Source organism: Buchnera aphidicola str. Bp (Baizongia pistaciae) (assembly GCF_000007725.1).
GTDB lineage: Bacteria > Pseudomonadota > Gammaproteobacteria > Enterobacterales > Enterobacteriaceae > Buchnera_B > Buchnera_B aphidicola_H.
Map to the genome: position 1 here is coordinate 416,939 of NC_004545.1, position 19,694 is coordinate 436,632.

General features: G+C 24.6%; 14 protein-coding genes and 5 tRNA genes. 10 read left to right on the plus strand and 9 right to left on the minus strand.

What is annotated here, in order from left to right; genetic code table 11:
- Positions 1 to 134 precede the first annotated feature (134 nt).
- Positions 135 to 1,586, minus strand: coding sequence for a metalloprotease TldD (gene tldD, locus BBP_RS01805; protein ID WP_011091481.1), 1,452 nt, complete (start codon positions 1,584 to 1,586; stop codon positions 135 to 137).
- Between the two features lie 345 nt (positions 1,587 to 1,931).
- On the opposite strand from tldD, the gene aroQ reads away from it, so the two are divergent.
- Positions 1,932 to 2,396, plus strand: coding sequence for a type II 3-dehydroquinate dehydratase (gene aroQ, locus BBP_RS01810; RefSeq protein ID WP_011091482.1), 465 nt, complete (start codon positions 1,932 to 1,934; stop codon positions 2,394 to 2,396).
- 136 nt (positions 2,397 to 2,532) lie between these two features.
- Here the strand turns inward: aroQ and rluD are convergent, their stop codons facing one another.
- Entirely contained in the window at positions 2,533 to 3,486 is a 954-nt protein-coding gene (rluD, locus tag BBP_RS01815; protein ID WP_011091483.1) for a 23S rRNA pseudouridine(1911/1915/1917) synthase RluD, read from the minus strand.
- A 338-nt stretch (positions 3,487 to 3,824) separates the two neighbouring features.
- Here rluD and alaS point away from each other — a divergent pair, with 338 nt between their 5' ends.
- The 6 genes from alaS (at position 3,825) to BBP_RS01845 (ending at position 9,981) form a co-directional block, all read left to right on the plus strand.
- Positions 3,825 to 6,467, plus strand: coding sequence for an alanine--tRNA ligase (gene alaS / locus BBP_RS01820; RefSeq protein ID WP_011091484.1), 2,643 nt, complete (start codon positions 3,825 to 3,827; stop codon positions 6,465 to 6,467).
- Positions 6,468 to 6,645: 178 nt separating this feature from the next.
- The gene (gene csrA / locus BBP_RS01825; RefSeq protein WP_011091485.1) at positions 6,646 to 6,828 is read left to right on the plus strand and encodes a carbon storage regulator CsrA; all 183 of its coding nucleotides are present in this window, start codon (positions 6,646 to 6,648) and stop codon (positions 6,826 to 6,828) included.
- 176 nt (positions 6,829 to 7,004) lie between these two features.
- Positions 7,005 to 7,093 (plus strand) — tRNA-Ser (locus BBP_RS01830).
- Positions 7,094 to 7,117: 24 nt separating this feature from the next.
- Positions 7,118 to 7,191 (plus strand) — tRNA-Arg (locus BBP_RS01835).
- A 138-nt stretch (positions 7,192 to 7,329) separates the two neighbouring features.
- Positions 7,330 to 8,895: a glutamate--cysteine ligase gene (gshA, locus tag BBP_RS01840; protein ID WP_011091486.1), complete on the plus strand. Its 1,566-nt coding sequence runs from the start codon at positions 7,330 to 7,332 to the stop codon at positions 8,893 to 8,895.
- 348 nt (positions 8,896 to 9,243) lie between these two features.
- Positions 9,244 to 9,981 carry an endonuclease gene (locus tag BBP_RS01845; RefSeq protein WP_011091487.1) on the plus strand — a complete coding sequence of 246 codons (738 nt, stop codon included), beginning with the start codon at positions 9,244 to 9,246 and terminating at the stop codon, positions 9,979 to 9,981.
- A 290-nt stretch (positions 9,982 to 10,271) separates the two neighbouring features.
- Here BBP_RS01845 and BBP_RS01850 read toward each other — a convergent pair whose 3' ends face one another.
- The 5 genes from BBP_RS01850 to BBP_RS01870 all read right to left on the minus strand — a co-directional run bounded on the left by BBP_RS01850 (position 10,272) and on the right by BBP_RS01870 (position 12,460).
- Positions 10,272 to 10,859 (minus strand): 5-formyltetrahydrofolate cyclo-ligase, encoded by a 588-nt coding sequence (locus BBP_RS01850; protein WP_011091488.1) that lies wholly within the window; start codon positions 10,857 to 10,859, stop codon positions 10,272 to 10,274.
- A 375-nt stretch (positions 10,860 to 11,234) separates the two neighbouring features.
- Entirely contained in the window at positions 11,235 to 11,891 is a 657-nt protein-coding gene (rpiA, locus tag BBP_RS01855) for a ribose-5-phosphate isomerase RpiA (RefSeq protein WP_011091489.1), read from the minus strand.
- Positions 11,892 to 12,142: 251 nt separating this feature from the next.
- A tRNA-Gln gene (locus BBP_RS01860) sits at positions 12,143 to 12,213 on the minus strand.
- 48 nt (positions 12,214 to 12,261) lie between these two features.
- Positions 12,262 to 12,349: transfer RNA gene (locus tag BBP_RS01865), tRNA-Leu, on the minus strand.
- A 37-nt stretch (positions 12,350 to 12,386) separates the two neighbouring features.
- A tRNA-Met gene (locus BBP_RS01870) sits at positions 12,387 to 12,460 on the minus strand.
- 218 nt (positions 12,461 to 12,678) lie between these two features.
- On the opposite strand from BBP_RS01870, the gene glnS reads away from it, so the two are divergent.
- From glnS to eno, 3 genes are all read left to right on the plus strand, one after another.
- On the plus strand, positions 12,679 to 14,331 hold the full coding sequence (gene glnS, locus BBP_RS01875) for a glutamine--tRNA ligase (protein WP_011091490.1): 1,653 nt from the start codon (positions 12,679 to 12,681) through the stop codon (positions 14,329 to 14,331).
- A gap of 312 nt (positions 14,332 to 14,643) precedes the next feature.
- The gene (locus tag BBP_RS01880) at positions 14,644 to 16,278 is read left to right on the plus strand and encodes a CTP synthase (protein ID WP_011091491.1); all 1,635 of its coding nucleotides are present in this window, start codon (positions 14,644 to 14,646) and stop codon (positions 16,276 to 16,278) included.
- A gap of 66 nt (positions 16,279 to 16,344) precedes the next feature.
- A complete protein-coding gene (eno, locus tag BBP_RS01885) occupies positions 16,345 to 17,640 on the plus strand; it encodes a phosphopyruvate hydratase (RefSeq protein ID WP_011091492.1) in 1,296 nt (431 codons plus the stop codon).
- A 632-nt stretch (positions 17,641 to 18,272) separates the two neighbouring features.
- Here eno and BBP_RS02845 read toward each other — a convergent pair.
- Entirely contained in the window at positions 18,273 to 18,410 is a 138-nt protein-coding gene (locus tag BBP_RS02845; protein ID WP_079172727.1) for a 2-C-methyl-D-erythritol 2,4-cyclodiphosphate synthase, read from the minus strand.
- A 690-nt stretch (positions 18,411 to 19,100) separates the two neighbouring features.
- Positions 19,101 to 19,253 carry a hypothetical protein gene (locus BBP_RS02895; protein ID WP_187145689.1) on the minus strand — a complete coding sequence of 51 codons (153 nt, stop codon included), beginning with the start codon at positions 19,251 to 19,253 and terminating at the stop codon, positions 19,101 to 19,103.
- Positions 19,254 to 19,694 lie beyond the last annotated feature (441 nt).

Consider the following 19,694-nt stretch of genomic DNA (forward strand, 5'->3'; position numbering starts at 1 on the left):
TACTATATGTTATTCTTAGATTTTAAAAACTATTCATGCAGTCTAATATTTAAATTATAGCTGCATGAAATATGAAATACGCTTTTTAATTAATATTAACATACACATCGCTCTTAATAAAAAGATACTAACCTTTAAATCGTACCTCCAACTGTAAGATTATTTAATTTTATAGTAGGTTGTCCAACACCAACTGGTATACTTTGTCCATTTTTTACGCAAATACCAACACCCTCATCAATTTTAAGATCATTTCCTACCATAGAAATTTCCTTCATAACATCAATTCCTGAACCAATTAACGTAACATTTTTGATCGATTTACCTATCTTTCCTTGTTTTATTAAATACGCTTCTGATGTAGAAAACACAAATTTTCCAGAAGTAATATCTACTTGACCGCCACTAAAATTTAATGCATAAATTCCATAATCAATACTACAAATAATTTCTTTGGGGTTAAATGGACCAGATAGCATATATGTATTCGTCATACGAGGTAAAGGTAAATGAGCATATGATTCTCTTCTACCATTTCCAGTAAGATCCATTTCCATCAAACGAGCATTTGTTTTATCTTGAAGATATTTTTTCAAAATACCGTTTTTTATTAATATATTATATTGTCCAGGTGTTCCTTCATCATCAATAGTTAACGATCCTCTTCTATCTTTTAGAGTTCCATCATCAACTATAGTACACAATTCTGATGCTACTTGACGTCCAATTTTATTAGCAAAAACCGATGTACCTTGACGATTAAAATCCCCTTCTAAACCATGCCCAACCGCTTCATGCAATAAAACTCCTGGCCATCCTGAGCCTAATACTACAGGAAAAGTACCTGAAGGCGCTTCTTGCGCTGATAAATTAATTAATGCAATTCTTGCTGCTTCACATGCATAATATTCTGCTAAAATTTTTCCTGATTTATGCTTATTTAAAAAAAAGGAATAACCAGAACGACTTCCACCCCCACTAACACCACGCTCAAATTTTCCCTTATCATTAACTAAAACATTAATAGACAAACGTATTAAAGGACGAATATCAGCTGCTAAATTACCATCAGAAGTGGCTATTAACACTTCATCATAACTACTACTTAATTCAGCATTAACACTAACTACTCTATGATCATAATTTTTTGCAACACAATTTATGCGATTCAATATCTCAAGCTTTTTTTGTGTATCAATACTTGTTAATGGATTACAAGACGTATATATAGGTTTTGTTCTTGTTGTTGTCAATGGACAAACATTTTTTGTAATAGCTTTTACATCTAAGATACTCATTGCCAATTTAGAACTCGAAATCAACGAATTAAAGGTAATATCATTAGAATACGAAAAACTAGTTTTATCTCCTAATACAATTCTAACGCCTACGCCTTGATTAATATTATAAGTACCTTCTTTAATAATGCTATTTTCCAAAATCCACGATTCATGAATAATTGACTGAAAATATATATCAGAATAATCTATTTTTTTCTCTAAAATATCACTCAAAATTGAAAAAACATTTTGATAATTAATATCATTTTTAAATAACAAATGTTCAGCTACTGATTCAAGAATCATTTTTGCTCACTTTTTAAAATAAATCAAAAAATATTTAAAATAAAATAATTTTTATTGAGTTTTAATATAAAAAAAACAGTATATATATATGTACTTTATCATATATAAATTTAATAAAATAAACGTTATTAGATCAACTATTATTTAACAAAAATATTCTAAATATGTTTGAAGAATAAAATTAAAACTAAATTAAAAATAAATTAATAATTATTATATATATGTTTTGATAATTACGCTACAATAAATACTATATAGAATAATTTTTATAAAAATAATTTATAACATCTTTAAATAAAAAAAATAATATAAATTATTATTAATAAAAGTAACAAGAGAACATATATGAAAGAACTATTTAACATCTTATTAATAAACGGTCCTAATCTTAATTTATTAGGACATAGAGAACCAAAAATTTACGGAAATACTACATTATCACAATTAACACACGCATTAACAAAAGAAGCAACTACCTTTAACATACATTTGCATCATATTCAATCTAATTCAGAAAGTACGTTAATTAATAAAATACACAACTCAAAAAATAATATTAATTATATCATAATAAATGCAGGAGCATTTTCGCATACTAGTATTGCACTTAGGGACGCGCTAATAGGAATTAATATACCCTTTATTGAAGTTCATATTTCTAATATTTATACTCGAGAAAATTTCAGATCACATTCTTGGTTATCTGATATTTCATCTGGAGTTATTTGTGGGTTAGGATTAGATGGTTATTTTTGGGCTTTAAGAACAGCAATAAAAAGAATAAAAAAAATTAGTACTTTACAAGTATAAATTTAAATATATATATTTTTTAAATAAATAAAAATTATAAAAAACTCAATAATTTTACTGTTGATTATTTTAAATCAAAAAATTTTATTTTATACAAAATTCTTATAACGTCATGTAAAAACACACGTATTTATTATTAAATATTTTTGTTTAATAATGCAATTAAATTCAACATATCTCTCGGTAAAGTGCTATTCCATTCCATCAAATGTTTAGTTACAGGATGATACAAACACAATCTACTAGCATGTAAAGCTTGACGAGGAAATTTCTTAACTTGTTCTAATAAAGTTAACGAAATGTTTTTATAAAATTTAAATTTATTCCCATATGTTTTATCCCCTACTAACGGAAAATTAATATATAACATATGTGTTCGAATCTGATGTGTACGCCCAGTTTCTAATATTATTTTTAAATGTGTATGGTGCGTAAAACGTTTTAAAATTCTATAATGCGTTATTGCTCTTTTGCCACATTTATTTACTATCATAGTAGTCCTTTTAATAGGATTCCTAATAATAGATTTAACTATAGTTCCTCCAGAAATTACTTTTCCGTACACTATTGCTTGATATTCTCTAATAACTTTTTTACATTTTATTTGATCAATTAAAGCCATATAAGACAAATTATTTTTAGCAATCACCATTAATCCGGTGGTATCTTTGTCTAATCTATGCACAATACCTGCTCGGGGAATATTAAAAAACGTACTATCTCTATGTAACAAAGCATTCAATAATGTTCCACTTGTATTTCCTGCTCCTGGATGAACAACAAAATTGTCTTGCTTATTTATAACTAAAATATCATCATCTTCATAAATAACATTTAAAAAAATATTTTCAGCTTGATAATCATTTTTCGCTTTAAATTTTAAATTGATCGATATAATATCTTTATATAAAACTTTTGCGTCCGGTTGATCAAGTATACGTCCATTAACACACACATCTTTGCTTAAAATATGTCTTTTTAAGATAGTTCTAGAATGCTTTTTAAATAAACTTGCTAATACTTGATCTAAACGATTTTTGAGCAAAGATATTTTAGGTACTATTGCAATTAATTTAAGTTTATTTTGCATAAAATTATTTCCAATAATAAATATACTTCTAAAACTAAGAATTTAAAAACTAAAAAATATAAATACTAAAGCTTATACTGTGCTTTAAACATTCCATTACTTTTAAAATATAATTAATTATATTTTCAATTTAAAAATATGAGAACTATCAAAAATAAAACAGTTCTTAATATAAATTAATTACAAACTATTAATTTTGAATACAAAATATAACTATTTACAACTTAAATATTAAATCACTCAATATTTATATTACACTAAAATGTTAAAAAACATCAAAAACTTGAAAATAATTTAGTAAAATATTCCATGTATATTATTATTATCTAGGAAATAATATGATTTACACTTCTAATGAAATATGTCAAATGTTTTTAAATTTTTTTTACAAAAAAGGTCATACCATTTTGCCTGGAAGTACATTAATCCCTAATAATGATCCGTCATTGTTATTCACAAATTCTGGAATGAATCAATTTAAAGATATTTTTATACAAAAAAATTATAATTTTAAATATAATCGAGTGACTACCTTACAAAATTGTTTGCGGACTGGTGGTAAACATAATGATTTTGAAAACGTTGGTTATACTCCACAACATCATACATTTTTTCAAATGTTGGGAAATTTTAGTTTTCGAGATTATTTTAAATTAGACGCTATATTATATGCTTGGAAATTTCTTACATCTAAAGAACAACTAAACTTATCTAAAGAAAAATTATGGATTACAGTATACCAAGATGACTTAGAATCTTATAATATTTGGAAAAACATAATTAAAATTGATAAACATAAAATTATAAAAATAGGTAATAAATACAATAGCTCTGATTCAGATAATTTTTGGCAAATGGGAGAAATTGGGCCGTGCGGGCCTTGTACAGAAATTTTTTATGATTATGGTAATACTTTACCAGGAACAATACCTGGAAACAACGGATGCAATGTACCAAGATTCGTAGAAATATGGAACATTGTATTTATTCAATTCAATAAACTTAGCAATGGAAAACTCATAAAATTAACTGAATCTTATGTAGATACAGGAATGGGTTTAGAACGCATATCAGCAGTTATAAATAATGTAACATCAAACTACGAAATTGACTTATTTAAACCATTAATTAAACATATTCTAGAACTTAGCACCGTTAATACACCTAAGAATAAATCTATATATGTAATTGCAGATCATATTAGAGCTTGTTCTTTTATTATATCAGAAAATATTATTCCATCAAATGAAAAACATGGATATGTTTTAAGAAGAATTATTCGAAGAGCTATCAGACATGGACACAATTTAGGTATAAAAAGTTTATTTTTACATAAATTAATACCTACGCTAATAAATACTATGGGGAAATTTAATCCAGTTTTAAAAAAACAACAAAATAAAATTGAAAATGTACTAAAATTAGAAGAACAAAAATTTATTGAAACATTAGAAAAAGGTTTAAAATTATTACATAAAGAACTAAAACAAATTCAACCAAAACATGTTTTAAGCGGTAAACTAGCATTCAATTTGTATGATACATTTGGGTTTCCTATAGACTTAACGATAGATATTTGCAAAGAACATAATATTTCTATTAATATTATGGAATTCAAAAGATATTTAAATCAACACAAACAAAATAGCATAAATAAAAATTTCTTAAATACAAGAAATGCCTACTATATTGAAGATAATAATATAAACATAAAAACACACTTTGTAGGATACCAGTTTAATAAAACACAATCTATCATAAATAACATTATTATTAAAAATAATAAAAAAACTTTACAAATTAATGATTATCAAAACAGCATATTATTTTTAAATGAAACTCCATTTTATGGAGAATCAGGTGGACAAATTGGAGATTCAGGTATAATTCATAATAAAACTGGAAAATTTATAGTAAATTGTACAAAAATGTTCGGGAATATTATTGGACATGTTGGTACTTTAGCATCAGGATACTTGAATATACATGATACTGTATGTGCTGAAATAAATCTCCCAAAAAGAAAATCTATCCAAATAAACCATACAGCTACTCATTTGTTGCACGCATCACTTCGAAAAATATTAGGAAAACACGTATTTCAAAAAGGATCTTTCATTTCCGATCAAAGTTTAAAATTTGATTTTTCTCACAACGCTCCTATGAATTTACGTGAAATTCAAGAAGTAGAAAATATAATCAATAAAAAAATACAAAAAAATATTTCCGTTAGCACAACATTAACTACTTTACAAGAAATACAAAATAAAAAGGTCATGGCATTATTTCAAGACAAATATAAAGATAAAGTACGCATGATTTCTATTAACGATTTTTCAGTAGAATTATGCGGAGGTACACACACAAAATATACAGGTGACATTGGTTTATTCAAAATTACTTCTGAAATTAGTATATCATCAGGAATTAGAAGAATCGAAGCAGTTACAGGTAAACATGCAATATCTATTATACATCATCAAGAAAAAACCATTAACAACATTGCTAATATGTTAAATTCTAAAACAAATAATATTGAACAAACAATTACAAAACTATTAAATAACAATATTCACTTAAAAAAACAGATATATACTTTATATAATCAAAATATTTATAATATAGTTAATTCATTAAGCAAACATAATATCTTAATAAAAGACGTCAACATAATTATAAAAAATTTAAAAAATGAAAACCTACTATCATTAAGAAATATAGTCGATAAATTAAAAAACAGGTTTAAATGTAGTGTTATAATTATTTCTAGCATAATTAATAATAAATCTATCATTATTGTTGGAGTAACACGCAACGTTACTGATAGAATTTCAGCATTGGATATACTAAATAAACTGACAAAAAAATTAGGAGGCCGGGGAGGCGGAAAAAATAATATAGCAGAAGGAGGAATAAAAAATTTAATATCACTTCCAATAGAACTCAAAAAAATAAAAACGTGGATTAGTTCTAGATTATAAATTATATCATGTAATTACTAAAATTTTTAAAATACATTAAAACTAATATTAAATAAATATAATATCAATGTTTTCTAATTAATAATATTTTATCTATAGTTTGTGTTTAGCCTTGTATTTATGCATAAAGCCAAAAAATGGATAGGCACAATCTCTGTTATATTTTTAAGGAAAAAAAATGCTTATTTTAACTCGTCGAGTTGGCGAAACACTTATAATCGGTGACAATATATCTATAACTGTATTAGGAGTAAAAGGGAATCAAGTGCGAATTGGAGTTAACGCTCCAAAAGAAATATCAGTACATAGAGAAGAAATTTACCAAAGAATTCAAACTGAAAAAAAAACACAAACTCAATAACTATTAATAAATTCAGCGTCTTGCTTAATAAAAAAGCAAGATGCTGTTACTATGAATTCGTGAACATTATAAACTAACACTATTTAAAACAATAGGTATTTATTTATTATAAATATATGATATAATTATACTTTAGATACGAAAATATACTTTTTTACACTTCTAAATCCTACAAAGGTGAGATGGCCGAGAGGCTGAAGGCACTCCCCTGCTAAGGGAGTATGTAAAATAAATTGCATCGAGGGTTCGAATCCCTCTCTCACCAAAAATAAAATAATTATTAAAATTAGCATCCGTAGTTCAGTTGGATAGAGCACTCGGCTACGAACCGAGAGGTCGGAGGTTCAAATCCTTCCGGATGCATAAGAAAAATAATTCAATTCTAAACTCTATTTAAGTTTATTTTTAAAGTATACTTTTATACAAAAATTATATAAAATTTTATGTATTACACATATTTTTTAACATATTATTTTTATAATAATTTATTGAGAGGTAAATTTGATTCCAAAAATCTACAAAAAAATTAAATGGCTGCAATCTAATCCATTAATATTAAAAAAAATATTAAGAGGTATTGAACGTGAAGCATTAAGAACTGATATACATGGAACAATAATTAATACAGCTTATCCTCAAGACAAAATAGGATCAGCACTTACACATAAATGGATAACAACTGATTTTTCTGAATCATTATTAGAATTTATTACTCCAACTAACGCAAGTACTAACTATATATTAAAATTTTTAAACGATACTCATAAATTTGTAAATGATAATCTTATTCAAGAATATTTTTGGCCATTCAGCATTCCTCCTTGTAAAAAATACATGCATTCTATAAAATTGTCTAAATATGGAACATCTAATCTAGGACAAGTTAAAACTTTATATAGAAAAGGATTAAAACATCGTTATGGAATATTAATGAATATTATCTCAGGAGTACACTATAACTTTTCATTACCAAGAATATTTTGGAATCATTGGAAAAAAATACATCATAAAAATACTCAATATAACACTACTTCAGAAGGATATTTATGCTTAATTCGTAACTATTATAAATTTGGATGGATCATACCTTATTTGTTTGGAGCCTCTCCAGCTGTAGAACCACTATTCATTAAAAATAAAAAACATAATTATAAATTTAAAAAACACCATGGCATGCTATATTTACCATGGTCTACTTCTTTAAGATTAAGTGATTTAGGGCATACGAATCAATCCATAAAAAAACTAAAACTAACTTTTAACTCTTTATCTGAATATGTTTTAGCATTAGAACACGGCATAAAAACACCATCAAAACAATTTAAAAATTTAGGTTTATACGATCAATTTGGAAATTTTAAACAAATCAATACTAATTTATTACAAACAGAAAACGAACTATATACTTACATTCGTCCAAAACAAAAATTAAAAAATTGTGAAAGTTTATCTGCTGCATTGAGAAATAGAGGTATCGAATATGTTGAAATACGAGCATTAGACATTAATCCTTTTACTTCTACAGGCGTTGATAAAAATCAAATATTACTATTAGATTTATTTTTAATTTGGTGTGTTTTAGCAGATTCTCCAAAAATAAGTAGTCAAGAATTTCATTTTTTTTTGAAAAATTGGCATACAATAATTACTAAAGGTAGAAAACCGAAACAAAAAATTAATATTAACATTTATAATACAAAAAATACCATTCAAACTATTGGAAAAACTATATTATATGATCTATTTTATATAGCTGAAATTTTAGATTCATTATCAAATAATAATAACTATCAAGAAACATGCAAAAACTTAATATTATATTTTGACTATCCTGAATTGACTTATTCAGAAAAACTTTTAAACAAATTCATGTGTTATGGAATATATGAAACAGGCGCAAATCTTTTTGTAAAATATAAACAAAAACTTCATAACGACTCATTTAAAATATTATCAAAAAAAGACTTAAATAACGAAATGATGAAATCTAACAATAGTCAAAAATTAATTGAAAAACAAGACACACTAAATTTTAAAGAATACTTAAACTTATATTACACAAAATAAATTTATTCACAAATGTAAAAAAAATCAAATAAACTAGTCTTTTAATCAATAATCGTATAAAACTTCAATATTATTAAATGTCATAAATAAAATTTGTTAAACATGTTTTTTAAAATATACTTAAAATTTAAAATTTAACAAAAATGAAAAACACAAAAAAATTTCGAATAAAATATAATTTAATATTACCTTTAATTTTTAATAAATTAGAACAACCAAAACGTTAGGCAAAATCTAAATATTATGCTTATTCAAACAACGTAAAAATAAAAATTTTACATAAAAAAAAATTAAAAATTTAATGAAACAAAATTTAACTTCTAAACAATCAAAAACAACTACTCTTCTATGTTAATACGATCAATATTTTTTTTTACAATATTAATATTTAGTACATGTTTATCATCCAATGAAAACATTAAACATCATTATCATAAGAATTTTAATCAAATTAAAAAATTAGCACAAAAAATAAATATTGATGCACCTGGAACTTTTTATTGCGGTTGCAAAATATTTTGGAAAGAAAAAAAAGGTATCCCTGAATTAAATAGTTGTGGATATCATATTAGAAAAAATGCTAATAGAGCTAATAGAATTGAATGGGAACATGTTATGCCAGCTTGGCAATTTGGACATTCAAAATCTTGCTGGAAAAAAGGAGGACGAAAGAACTGTATTCATGATTATAACTATCAAAAAATAGAGACTGATCTACACAATTTACAACCAGTTATTGGAGAAATAAATGGTGATCGAAGTAATTTTATGTATAATCAATTTCCAAAATCTACTTTAAATGGACAATATGGACAATGCTCAATGAAAATAGATTTCAAAAACAAATTAGTTGAACCACCTGATATTTCTAAAGGAGCAATTTCTCGAATCTATTTTTATATGAGTGACTTTTACCATTTTAAATTATCTAAAAAACAAAAAAAATTATTTTTAATGTGGAATAAAAAATATAACGTAACTAATTGGGAATGCATGCGAGATAATTTAATTTTTAAAATACAAGGAAATCATAATCCATATGTATATTCTAAATGCCAAAAAAATAATACAAATAAAAATATCTAAATGTTTAATTTCTAAAAATGAGCATATATATTTAAAAAAATTAAATAAAAAATTAATTTTAATTTTATGAAAATCAATTATAAACTATACCACATTAAAATTTTTAACACACGCTTTTTAAAAATTATAAAAATATACAAACAATTATCTTATAATATTAAAATAGAAATATTAAACTAAGCTTTCACGTTAATTATAAAAATTAAATCTTAGACATCTAATATTATAAAAATTTACTTTTAAATTTTTTTAAAAACCTAAACTAAAACATCAAAAACTTGAACTATATTTTATATCCATATCCAAAACTTTTTAGGTGTTATAATCACTGGTAAGGCAACATCCCAATATTTAATATTTATATTTTTTGAAAATTGACAATCAAATGCTAGACCTATAGGAAAAAAACTTTTTTTAATATCGTAATTAATCAAAATTCGATCGTAAAACCCTCCACCCATACCTAAACGATATCCAAATTCATCAAAAGCTACTAATGGTACAAACATTATATCTAAATCATCAGATTGTATAAAATTCTTTCTATCAAAGACAGGTTCTAATATATTAAATCTATTTTTTATTAAACTAGTATTAGGTAAATACTTCATGAATCCTAATATTTTTTTGTAATTATAATTAATAATTGGAAGATATACATTATAATTTTGTCTCCATAATTTTAAAATTAATGGATAAGTATCAATTTCTCCGTCAAATGAACAAAATATTGCTATGTTTTTAACCGAATCCAAAATATTACAATAAAATATTTTTTTTGAAATAGAAATAGCTAATTGCTCTCGAATCTTATTATTTATTTTTTTTCTTAATTTTCGAAAATATTTTCTTTGAAAATCACGACATTTTAATAACATAATATTAAATTTAACTAAAAATGTTTTAAAACATTTATTATTCCACAAACAAAATAAACTATTTTATAACATATTTACTGTATGCACTCATACTGTTTTATAAAACATACTTTAAGTATATTTTATAATATTATTTTAGATATATATTATTTTTATAATATAAAATTCTACTTAAGTATTTACATACATAAATAAACTAAACATTTATTTAATTTTAAAATACAATATATAAAATAAAATTATCAATAATAAATATTTTAATCAATACAAACATTAAAAACATAATTTTTAATAATAAAAAAATATTTTTGAAACATTTTAAAATTAATATACTTAATTTAAAAATATATTTCTTGATTTAACTAATTAATTTTTTTAATAAATTACTTGTACACCAGATGACGTTCCAATTAACGCAATATCAGCTTTCCTAGTAGCGAATAATCCTACACTTACTACTCCAGGAAAAGAATTAATTTTGTTTTCAAGACATACAGGATCTGTTATAACTAAATTAAAAACGTCAATAATAACATTTCCATTGTCTGTAATTACATTTTTTCGATATTTTGGCATACCACCTATCTTAATTATTTCGTTTGAAATATAAGAACGTGCCATAGGAATAATTTCTATAGGTAATGGAACTTTTCCTAATATTTCTACTTGTTTAGACTCATCCGCAATACAAATAAATTTTTCAGCAGTTGCAGCAATAATCTTTTCTCTAGTTAGTGCTGCTCCTCCTCCTTTAATCATTTGTAATTGAGGATTAATTTCATCTGCACTATCAATATATAATACCAAAGAATTAATTTTACTTAAATCATAAATAGGAATACCTATTCTCTTCAAACATGCAGTAGAAAAGTTCGAACTAGAAACTGCTCCAGAAATTAAATTTTTTATAGTACTTAATACTTCTATAAAATATGAAACGGTAGAACCAGTTCCAATTCCGATAACTGAACCAGGATTAATGTAATCTACCACTTTTCGTGCTACTAATCTTTTTAATTCATTTGTCTTCATATAATAAAAAACCTATATCAAACTTAATTAAAAAAAACTTTTATGATAAAACTTAAAATAATTTTCATAAAACAACAAAATATTATTGATGATTAATAATAATTTGAACTATTAAAATATAATACAAATTCAAATTTTTTTAATAACAAAGCGTTATTATTGAATGTTTTATTTGAAAATAAAGTTTGAAAGGCAGTTTTTTACATTTTTAAATAAATTAATATTAATTTTTACAACAAAAATATTGCTCTCTGGGATACCTGGATTCGAACCAGGGATGCCGGTATCAAAAACCGGTGCCTTACCACTTGGCTATATCCCAATATTTATAACCCATGAGACAATCTTAATCTAATATGATCATGTTACATGGTACGGAAGGCGAGATTCGAACTCGCAAAGCCAATAATGACGCCAGAACCTAAATCTGGTGCGTTTACCAATTTCGCCACTTCCGCATTTGAATTTACGAACAAATTTTATAACTACTCCAAATAGCTACGACAGGAATTGAACCTGTGACCTCAGCGTTATGAGTGCTGTGCTCTAACCAACTGAGCTACGTAGCCCAGAAATAAATATTCAAATTCAAATTTAATATGTTATATTAATTATTTATTATATATTATACTTTTTATGAATTTTATTAAATTACCTAATAATTTTAAAATAATATTTACAAAAAATAAGAGTACAAAAATAATTGTATCATATTTAATTAATATTAACATAATATTATTTATATAATATAACTTTTTTTAAATGTTAATACTTGTTAGGTAAAAATATGAAAAAACAACATTCAAAAATTAGTAATTTTATCCAAAAAATTATTTCTGAAGATATACAAAATAAAAAAATTACCCATGTTAAAACACGATTCCCTCCTGAACCTAATGGTTATTTACACTTAGGACACGCGAAATCAATATGTTTAAATTTTGATTTAGCACAAGAGTTTAAAGGTACTTGCAATTTAAGATTTGATGATACAAATCCAAAAAACGAAGACACTTGTTATATAAATAGTATTATACAAGATATAAAATGGTTAGAATACAAATGGCATAACAAAATTCGCTACGCTTCATTATATTTCAACAAAATATATCAATATGCTATAAAATTAATAAAAAAAGGACTAGCTTACGTTGATCAATTAAGTCCAGAAGAAATTCGTACATTTCGTGGAACACTAACTACTTCAGGTATCGATAGTCCTTACCGTACCCAAAGCATTGAAAAAAATTTGAATTTATTTAAAAAAATGAAACAAGGTAAAATGTTAGAAGGAACTGCATGCTTAAGAGCTAAAATTGACATGGCATCAAATTGTATAACAATGAGAGATCCTGTTCTATATCGAATAATATTTTCTAAACATCACCAAACAAATAAAAAATGGTGCATATATCCTACTTATGATTTTACACATTGTATTTCAGACGCATTAGAAAAAATAACACATTCATTATGCACATTAGAATTTCAAGACCATAGAAAACTTTATGAATGGATTTTAAAAAAAATTGATATTTCTTGTAACACTCATCAATATGAATTTTCAAGATTGAAATTAGAATATTCTGTATTATCTAAACGTAAACTAAATTTACTAGTGAACAATAAAGTTGTAAATGGATGGGATGATCCAAGAATGCCAACATTATCAGGATTAAGAAACCGAGGGTACACACCTTCATCCATAAAATTGTTTTGCAAAAAAATTGGGATTACCAAGCAAGAAAATACAATTCAATTATCATTTTTAGAATCTTGCATAAGATCTGATTTAAATCCTATAGCACCACGTTATATGGCTGTAATTCATCCTATTAAAATACAAATTTGTAACTTATCTGATAATTATGAAGAAATATTAAATATTCCTAACCACCCCACTAAACCTAACATGGGATGCCATAAATCAATTTTTAGCAATACATTATATATTGATCAAAATGATTTCTACGAAAATAAATCAGAACTGCTAAAAAAATTAGCAATAGGAAAAGAAATACGTTTACGTTACTCTTATGTTATTAAGGCACATAAAATAAAAAAAGACCAAAATAATAATATTAAAACTATATTCTGCACTTATGATAAAAATACGCTAGGAAAAAACCCTAAGAATAGAAAAATATTAGGAGTTATTCATTGGATTTCTGAAAAAAACGTATTACCAGCACGATTTTTTTTATATGATAAATTATTCACTATACAATCTCCTGAAACTGTAAAAAATTTTTTACAATATATTAATACCAATTCACTTGTTATTAAATATGGTTTCGTAGAAAAAGATATATTAACAAACATATCTACAACTGCATATCAATTTGAACGAGAAGGATATTTTTGTATTAACAAAAATTTTAGTATAACAAAAAATTTAACATTTAATAGAATTGTTACTTTAAAAGATAAAATAAAATAAATCATTCTAAATTAATAATATCAGTTATACTTGTTAATTAAAAACTAATCAGTTATTAATTTAATCTTTTAAAAAAAAATATCTTTATAATATTAAACATTAAACTTCATAAAAAAATTATGAACAACTTATCAAAAATATTTAACTTTTAATTTTAAATATATTTATCCTCTTTCATATAATTAAAATTACTTTAAAAAAAATTATATCTATATAAAATTATGCAAATCCATACTCTAAAAAAAAAATATTTTAAAAAAACTGCTATATTAAAATTACGTTTTACATTTTACTAAAAATTTTTGGTTTAACATGAAAAAACGCTTTATTTTTATAACAGGGGGAGTAGTTTCATCTCTCGGAAAGGGTATTACTACAGCTGCTCTAGCCGCTGTACTCGAAGCACGAAATTTAAATGTAACTATTATAAAATTAGATCCCTATATTAATATAGATCCAGGGACTATTAGCCCAGAACAACACGGAGAAGTATTTGTTACAGAAGACGGTGCAGAAACAGATCTTGATTTAGGTCATTATGAAAGATTCATTAGAACCAAAATGACGCGAAAAAACAACTTTACAACTGGAAGTATTTATTCAGAAGTCTTAAACAAAGAAAGAAAAGGTGAATATCTAGGTGCCACAATTCAAATTATTCCGCATATAACCAACACTATTAAAAAAAGAATTATTTCTTGTGCTCATAACGTAGACATCGTGTTTGTAGAAGTTGGAGGTACGGTTGGAGATATAGAATCTCTTCCTTTTTTAGAAGCTATTCGTCAAATAGCTATAGATATTGGACGCGAAAATACGATATATATACATTTAACTTTAGTACCTTATATATCTATTACTAAAGAAATAAAAACAAAACCTACTCAACATTCAGTAAAAGAATTATTATCTATAGGTATACAACCAGATATATTAATTTGTCGATCACAATACACTATTCCAATACAAGCACGTTCTAAAATAGCTTTGTTTTGTAATGTTTTAAAAGAATCTGTTATTTCATTAATAAACGTAGATTCTATCTATAAAATTCCAAAATTATTAAATCTTCAAAAAGTTGATCAAATTATATGTCATCACTTTAAACTTAAAGTTCCACCTGCTGATTTGTCCGAATGGGATGAAGTAATATATAACGAATTAAACACAAATAATGTAGTAACAATCGGTATCATAGGAAAATATATAAAATCACCAGACGCATACAAATCTGTAATTGAAGCACTAAAACACGGAGGAATTAAAAATAAAACTGTTGTAAAAATAAAATTAATAAATTCAGAAAAAATAGAAAAAAATGGAACAAATAGATTAAATTGTCTACATGGAATTTTAATTCCTGGTGGTTTTGGACATCGTGGCATAACAGGAAAATTAATAACTGTCGAATATGCTAGAATAAACAACGTTCCCTTTTTTGGAATATGCCTAGGCATGCAAATTGCACTAATAGAATTCTTTAGAAATGTAATCGGTTTAAAAGATGCCAATTCTACAGAATTCTCTCAAAATTGCCAACACCCAATAATTTCATTAATTCCAAAAGGAAATAGAAATTTACCAAACATTAATAATAACGTCAAAAAAAAATTAGGTGGGACAATGCGGTTAGGTAATCAAACATGCTACCTAAAACAAGACAGCATCTCCCATAAACTATATGGAAAAAATATAATCTCTGAACGACATAGACATCGATATGAAGTAAATAATAAATTCATTAATAAAATAGAAAAATATGGATTAAAAATTACTGGGAAGTCTAAAAAAAATAAGTTAGTGGAAATTATCGAACTATCAAATCATTTATGGTTTATTGCTTGTCAATTCCATCCTGAATTCACTTCTACACCTAGAGATGGGCACCCATTATTTATAGATTTTATTAAAGCAGCAATTCAATATAAAAAAATTAAGCAAAAATAAGTTAATATTAAATTCTTATAAAACATAAAAAAAATTAGATAAATCACCACTACACAAAGAGTATTTATGTCAAAAATTAAAAAAATAATTTCTCGAGAAATAATTGATTCCCGAGGATATCCAACGATCGAATCTGAAGTACACTTACAAAACGGATCTATTGGACTTGCTTCAATTCCTTCAGGAGCTTCTACAGGTTCGAGAGAAGCACTAGAATTACGAGATAACGATCCATTACGATATTTTGGGAAAGGCGTAAAAACAGCTGTATCTATAGTTAATACTTCTATATCCAGTGCTATATATAACCAAGATGCATATGATCAAGAAAACATTGATAAAATTATGATTAATTTAGATGGAACTAAAAATAAATCTAAAATCGGTGCTAATTCTATTTTATCTGTATCAATAGCAACGGCAAAAGCTGCTGCACAATCTAAAAAAATACCTTTATATCAATACATTTCTGAATTGCACGGAATCAAAGAAGAATTACTGATGCCATTACCAATGATGAATATTATTAATGGAGGAAAACATGCAGACAATAACATTGACATACAAGAGTTTATGATACAACCCATTAAAGCAAATACGATTAAAGAAGCTATTCAAATAGGAGCTGAAGTTTTTTATACGTTAGGATTGATTCTAAAAAGAAGAGGTTTTAATACTACTGTAGGAGATGAAGGAGGATATGCTCCAAATTTAAAATCTAATGAATCAGCATTTTTAATATTATCAGAAGCAGTTTCACAATCTGGATACATGTTAGGCAAAGACATTACTTTTTGTATAGACTGTGCAGCTTCTGAGCTATACAATAGCAAAACTAAAACATATAAACTAACAAGCGAACAAAAAAAATTTACTTCATATGAATTTACAAATTATTTAAGTGCTTTAGTTGATAAATATCCCATTACATCTATCGAAGATGGGCTAGATGAATCAGATTGGAATGGATTTAAATATCAAACAAAAAAATTAGGAAAAAAAATACAATTAGTGGGTGATGATTTATTCGTAACTAATACTAATATACTTAAAAAGGGAATACAAAACAACATTGCTAATACTATTTTAATCAAATTAAATCAGATAGGAACATTAACTGAAACTTTAAATGCTATAAAATTAGCACAAAATTCAAATTATAATACTGTTATTTCGCATAGATCCGGAGAAACTGAAGATACGACAATATCTGATTTAGCTGTAGGAACAAACTCTGGACAAATAAAAACTGGTTCTGTCTGTCGATCAGAACGTACAGCTAAATATAATCAACTAATACGCATAGAAGAAAAATTGGGAGCAAAAACTAAAATATTTAAAAATTTTTATTTTAATATTTAAATCATAATGCAATTATAATTTTCATTTAAAAACACAATAGATTTTAATAGCCATATCTATTGTGTTTAATACAAAAGAAAATAGAAAATAAATGCTACCAACGATCGATCAAACAACATCTATAATCTTAAAAATGTATATATTATTATATACTTTGTATAAAGATGTTTTTAAGTAATCTTATAAATTAAAATTAATTTAAAAATTTTTTAATAAAAATATCTACCAATATACTTTGAAATATACTTTATTTATAAAATCATAAAAGTTAATTCTAAAATTTATATATATTATTTGTCAAATAATTAAAAAATACTACACTAAAATATTATTCAAAATAGTTTTTAAGATGTTAACAATTTTTGTTAAATAATATTTATACGAAAATTTTACATCATAAACACTTATTAGTCATTAACTCAATAATACTATACTTTTTCACATGCAATACCTTCTCTACAACCAAAAAATCCTAATTTTTAGATAACAGTACATTTGATATTAATATCATTAATAGAAAACATAATAAATTTTTAGAAATATTCCATATCATACGATATTTATAATAAACAAGTGTTGGAAATTCAGAAACAAACTGTAACGTCAACATTGGATATCATGCATCCTTTTTTCTAAATTATCTTTTGAACCTCTTTTAATAATATTTTACTGCTAATATTTTTATATTTTTTGTTAGTATTATAAAAAATCAAACCAATGTCTCCTAACAAAAAAACTCCTAATAACGAATCCATAATAGCATGTAACACTACATCACACCATCAGAATAAACAATTAAACCACTGAAATTAGGAATGATTACTCCACCAATAATTAAAATTTGATTGAGTACTTCTAAAAGTGTTTACGTAAAAACTATATCCAATTCTCATTTATCATTTCTCTTAATATCATTAACATAATTTATGAAAAACGTGACTATTATAACATCTTCTAAAACAGTTGTTTTAATATTATTACTGTTACCCCTCAACTAATTCTGGAAAACATCCGAAATATTCCATTGAAGAAAATTCATCTATCATACAAAACCTATCAAAATCGCCTTTTTTAAACAACATTTTAACAATTTTAGTAGAAAAAGTTGAATCAACAAACGCAGTAATCGATTACAATTAATAGTATGAAATACATTAGAATAACTCATATCACTATATTTAATGGTATCATATATAGATGCTGCTAAAACGTCCCTATATTACTGATATTAACTATATTTATAATTTTTTCTAAATCTTTATATACTAAACATGGCTAAACCAAATCACGAATAATTACCCAATTAACATTTTTAATTGACAAGTAACTCAGATAATACAGAACCAGCTCTAAAATTTCCGCCAATCACAGAGCAAACACAAAGATTGGATAATTATTAGAAATCAATGAAATATATTATCCGATTTACTGACTACAACTATTACCTATTTTAGAATGAACTAATAAAAGCTTAATACTATTTGCTTAAGAATAGTATAATTGTTAATTTCTATGTATGGTTTTAGAAAATTTAACAACATTCTTTTACCACATCCAGTAACGGGAACTACTTTAGAAATCTTAGAAAATGAAAAGTTATAAGTAATACTCATAAAATTTTAGTTAACTGAAAAATTTTAATTATTACCATTATATTTATAATCTCGAAAATTGCTATACAACTACATCTAAAACACTAAGTACATAAAAACATATCTTAAACATTATTCAAAAAATTAAATTAATACCATAACTATAATAATCTACAAAAAAAATTAATATTTTTAAATTTAGAATAAAAAACGTACGAAATATTCTTTAAACTTTTTCTATCTAATATTAGATATTCATATAAACCATATTGTCCAAATATAAATTTTATCTGTAACAAAAAAAATAATACCAATAATCCAATCGTAGACATTTTCATATTTTTCTCTATAAAAATAAATATTTATATTTCTAAATGTTTAACATCTTAAATCAGAATATTAAAAATAAATCTTAATTAAAAAAATCTTTTGAAATTATATTCATAATAAAAATTATGTTCT

Bases quoted from the DNA above. Each gene is read 5' to 3' on its own strand.
- csrA (WP_011091485.1), top strand. From the start codon at position 6,646: ATGCTTATTTTAACTCGTCGAGTTGGCGAAACACTTATAATCGGTGAC.
- rluD (WP_011091483.1), bottom strand. From the start codon at position 3,486: ATGCAAAATAAACTTAAATTAATTGCAATAGTACCTAAAATATCTTTG.
- eno (WP_011091492.1), top strand. From the start codon at position 16,345: ATGTCAAAAATTAAAAAAATAATTTCTCGAGAAATAATTGATTCCCGA.
- alaS (WP_011091484.1), top strand. From the start codon at position 3,825: ATGATTTACACTTCTAATGAAATATGTCAAATGTTTTTAAATTTTTTT.
- BBP_RS01845 (WP_011091487.1), top strand. From the start codon at position 9,244: ATGTTAATACGATCAATATTTTTTTTTACAATATTAATATTTAGTACA.
- tldD (WP_011091481.1), bottom strand. From the start codon at position 1,586: ATGATTCTTGAATCAGTAGCTGAACATTTGTTATTTAAAAATGATATT.
- BBP_RS01850 (WP_011091488.1), bottom strand. From the start codon at position 10,859: ATGTTATTAAAATGTCGTGATTTTCAAAGAAAATATTTTCGAAAATTA.
- BBP_RS01880 (WP_011091491.1), top strand. From the start codon at position 14,644: ATGAAAAAACGCTTTATTTTTATAACAGGGGGAGTAGTTTCATCTCTC.
- glnS (WP_011091490.1), top strand. From the start codon at position 12,679: ATGAAAAAACAACATTCAAAAATTAGTAATTTTATCCAAAAAATTATT.
- rpiA (WP_011091489.1), bottom strand. From the start codon at position 11,891: ATGAAGACAAATGAATTAAAAAGATTAGTAGCACGAAAAGTGGTAGAT.
- aroQ (WP_011091482.1), top strand. From the start codon at position 1,932: ATGAAAGAACTATTTAACATCTTATTAATAAACGGTCCTAATCTTAAT.
- BBP_RS02895 (WP_187145689.1), bottom strand. From the start codon at position 19,253: ATGAGTATTACTTATAACTTTTCATTTTCTAAGATTTCTAAAGTAGTT.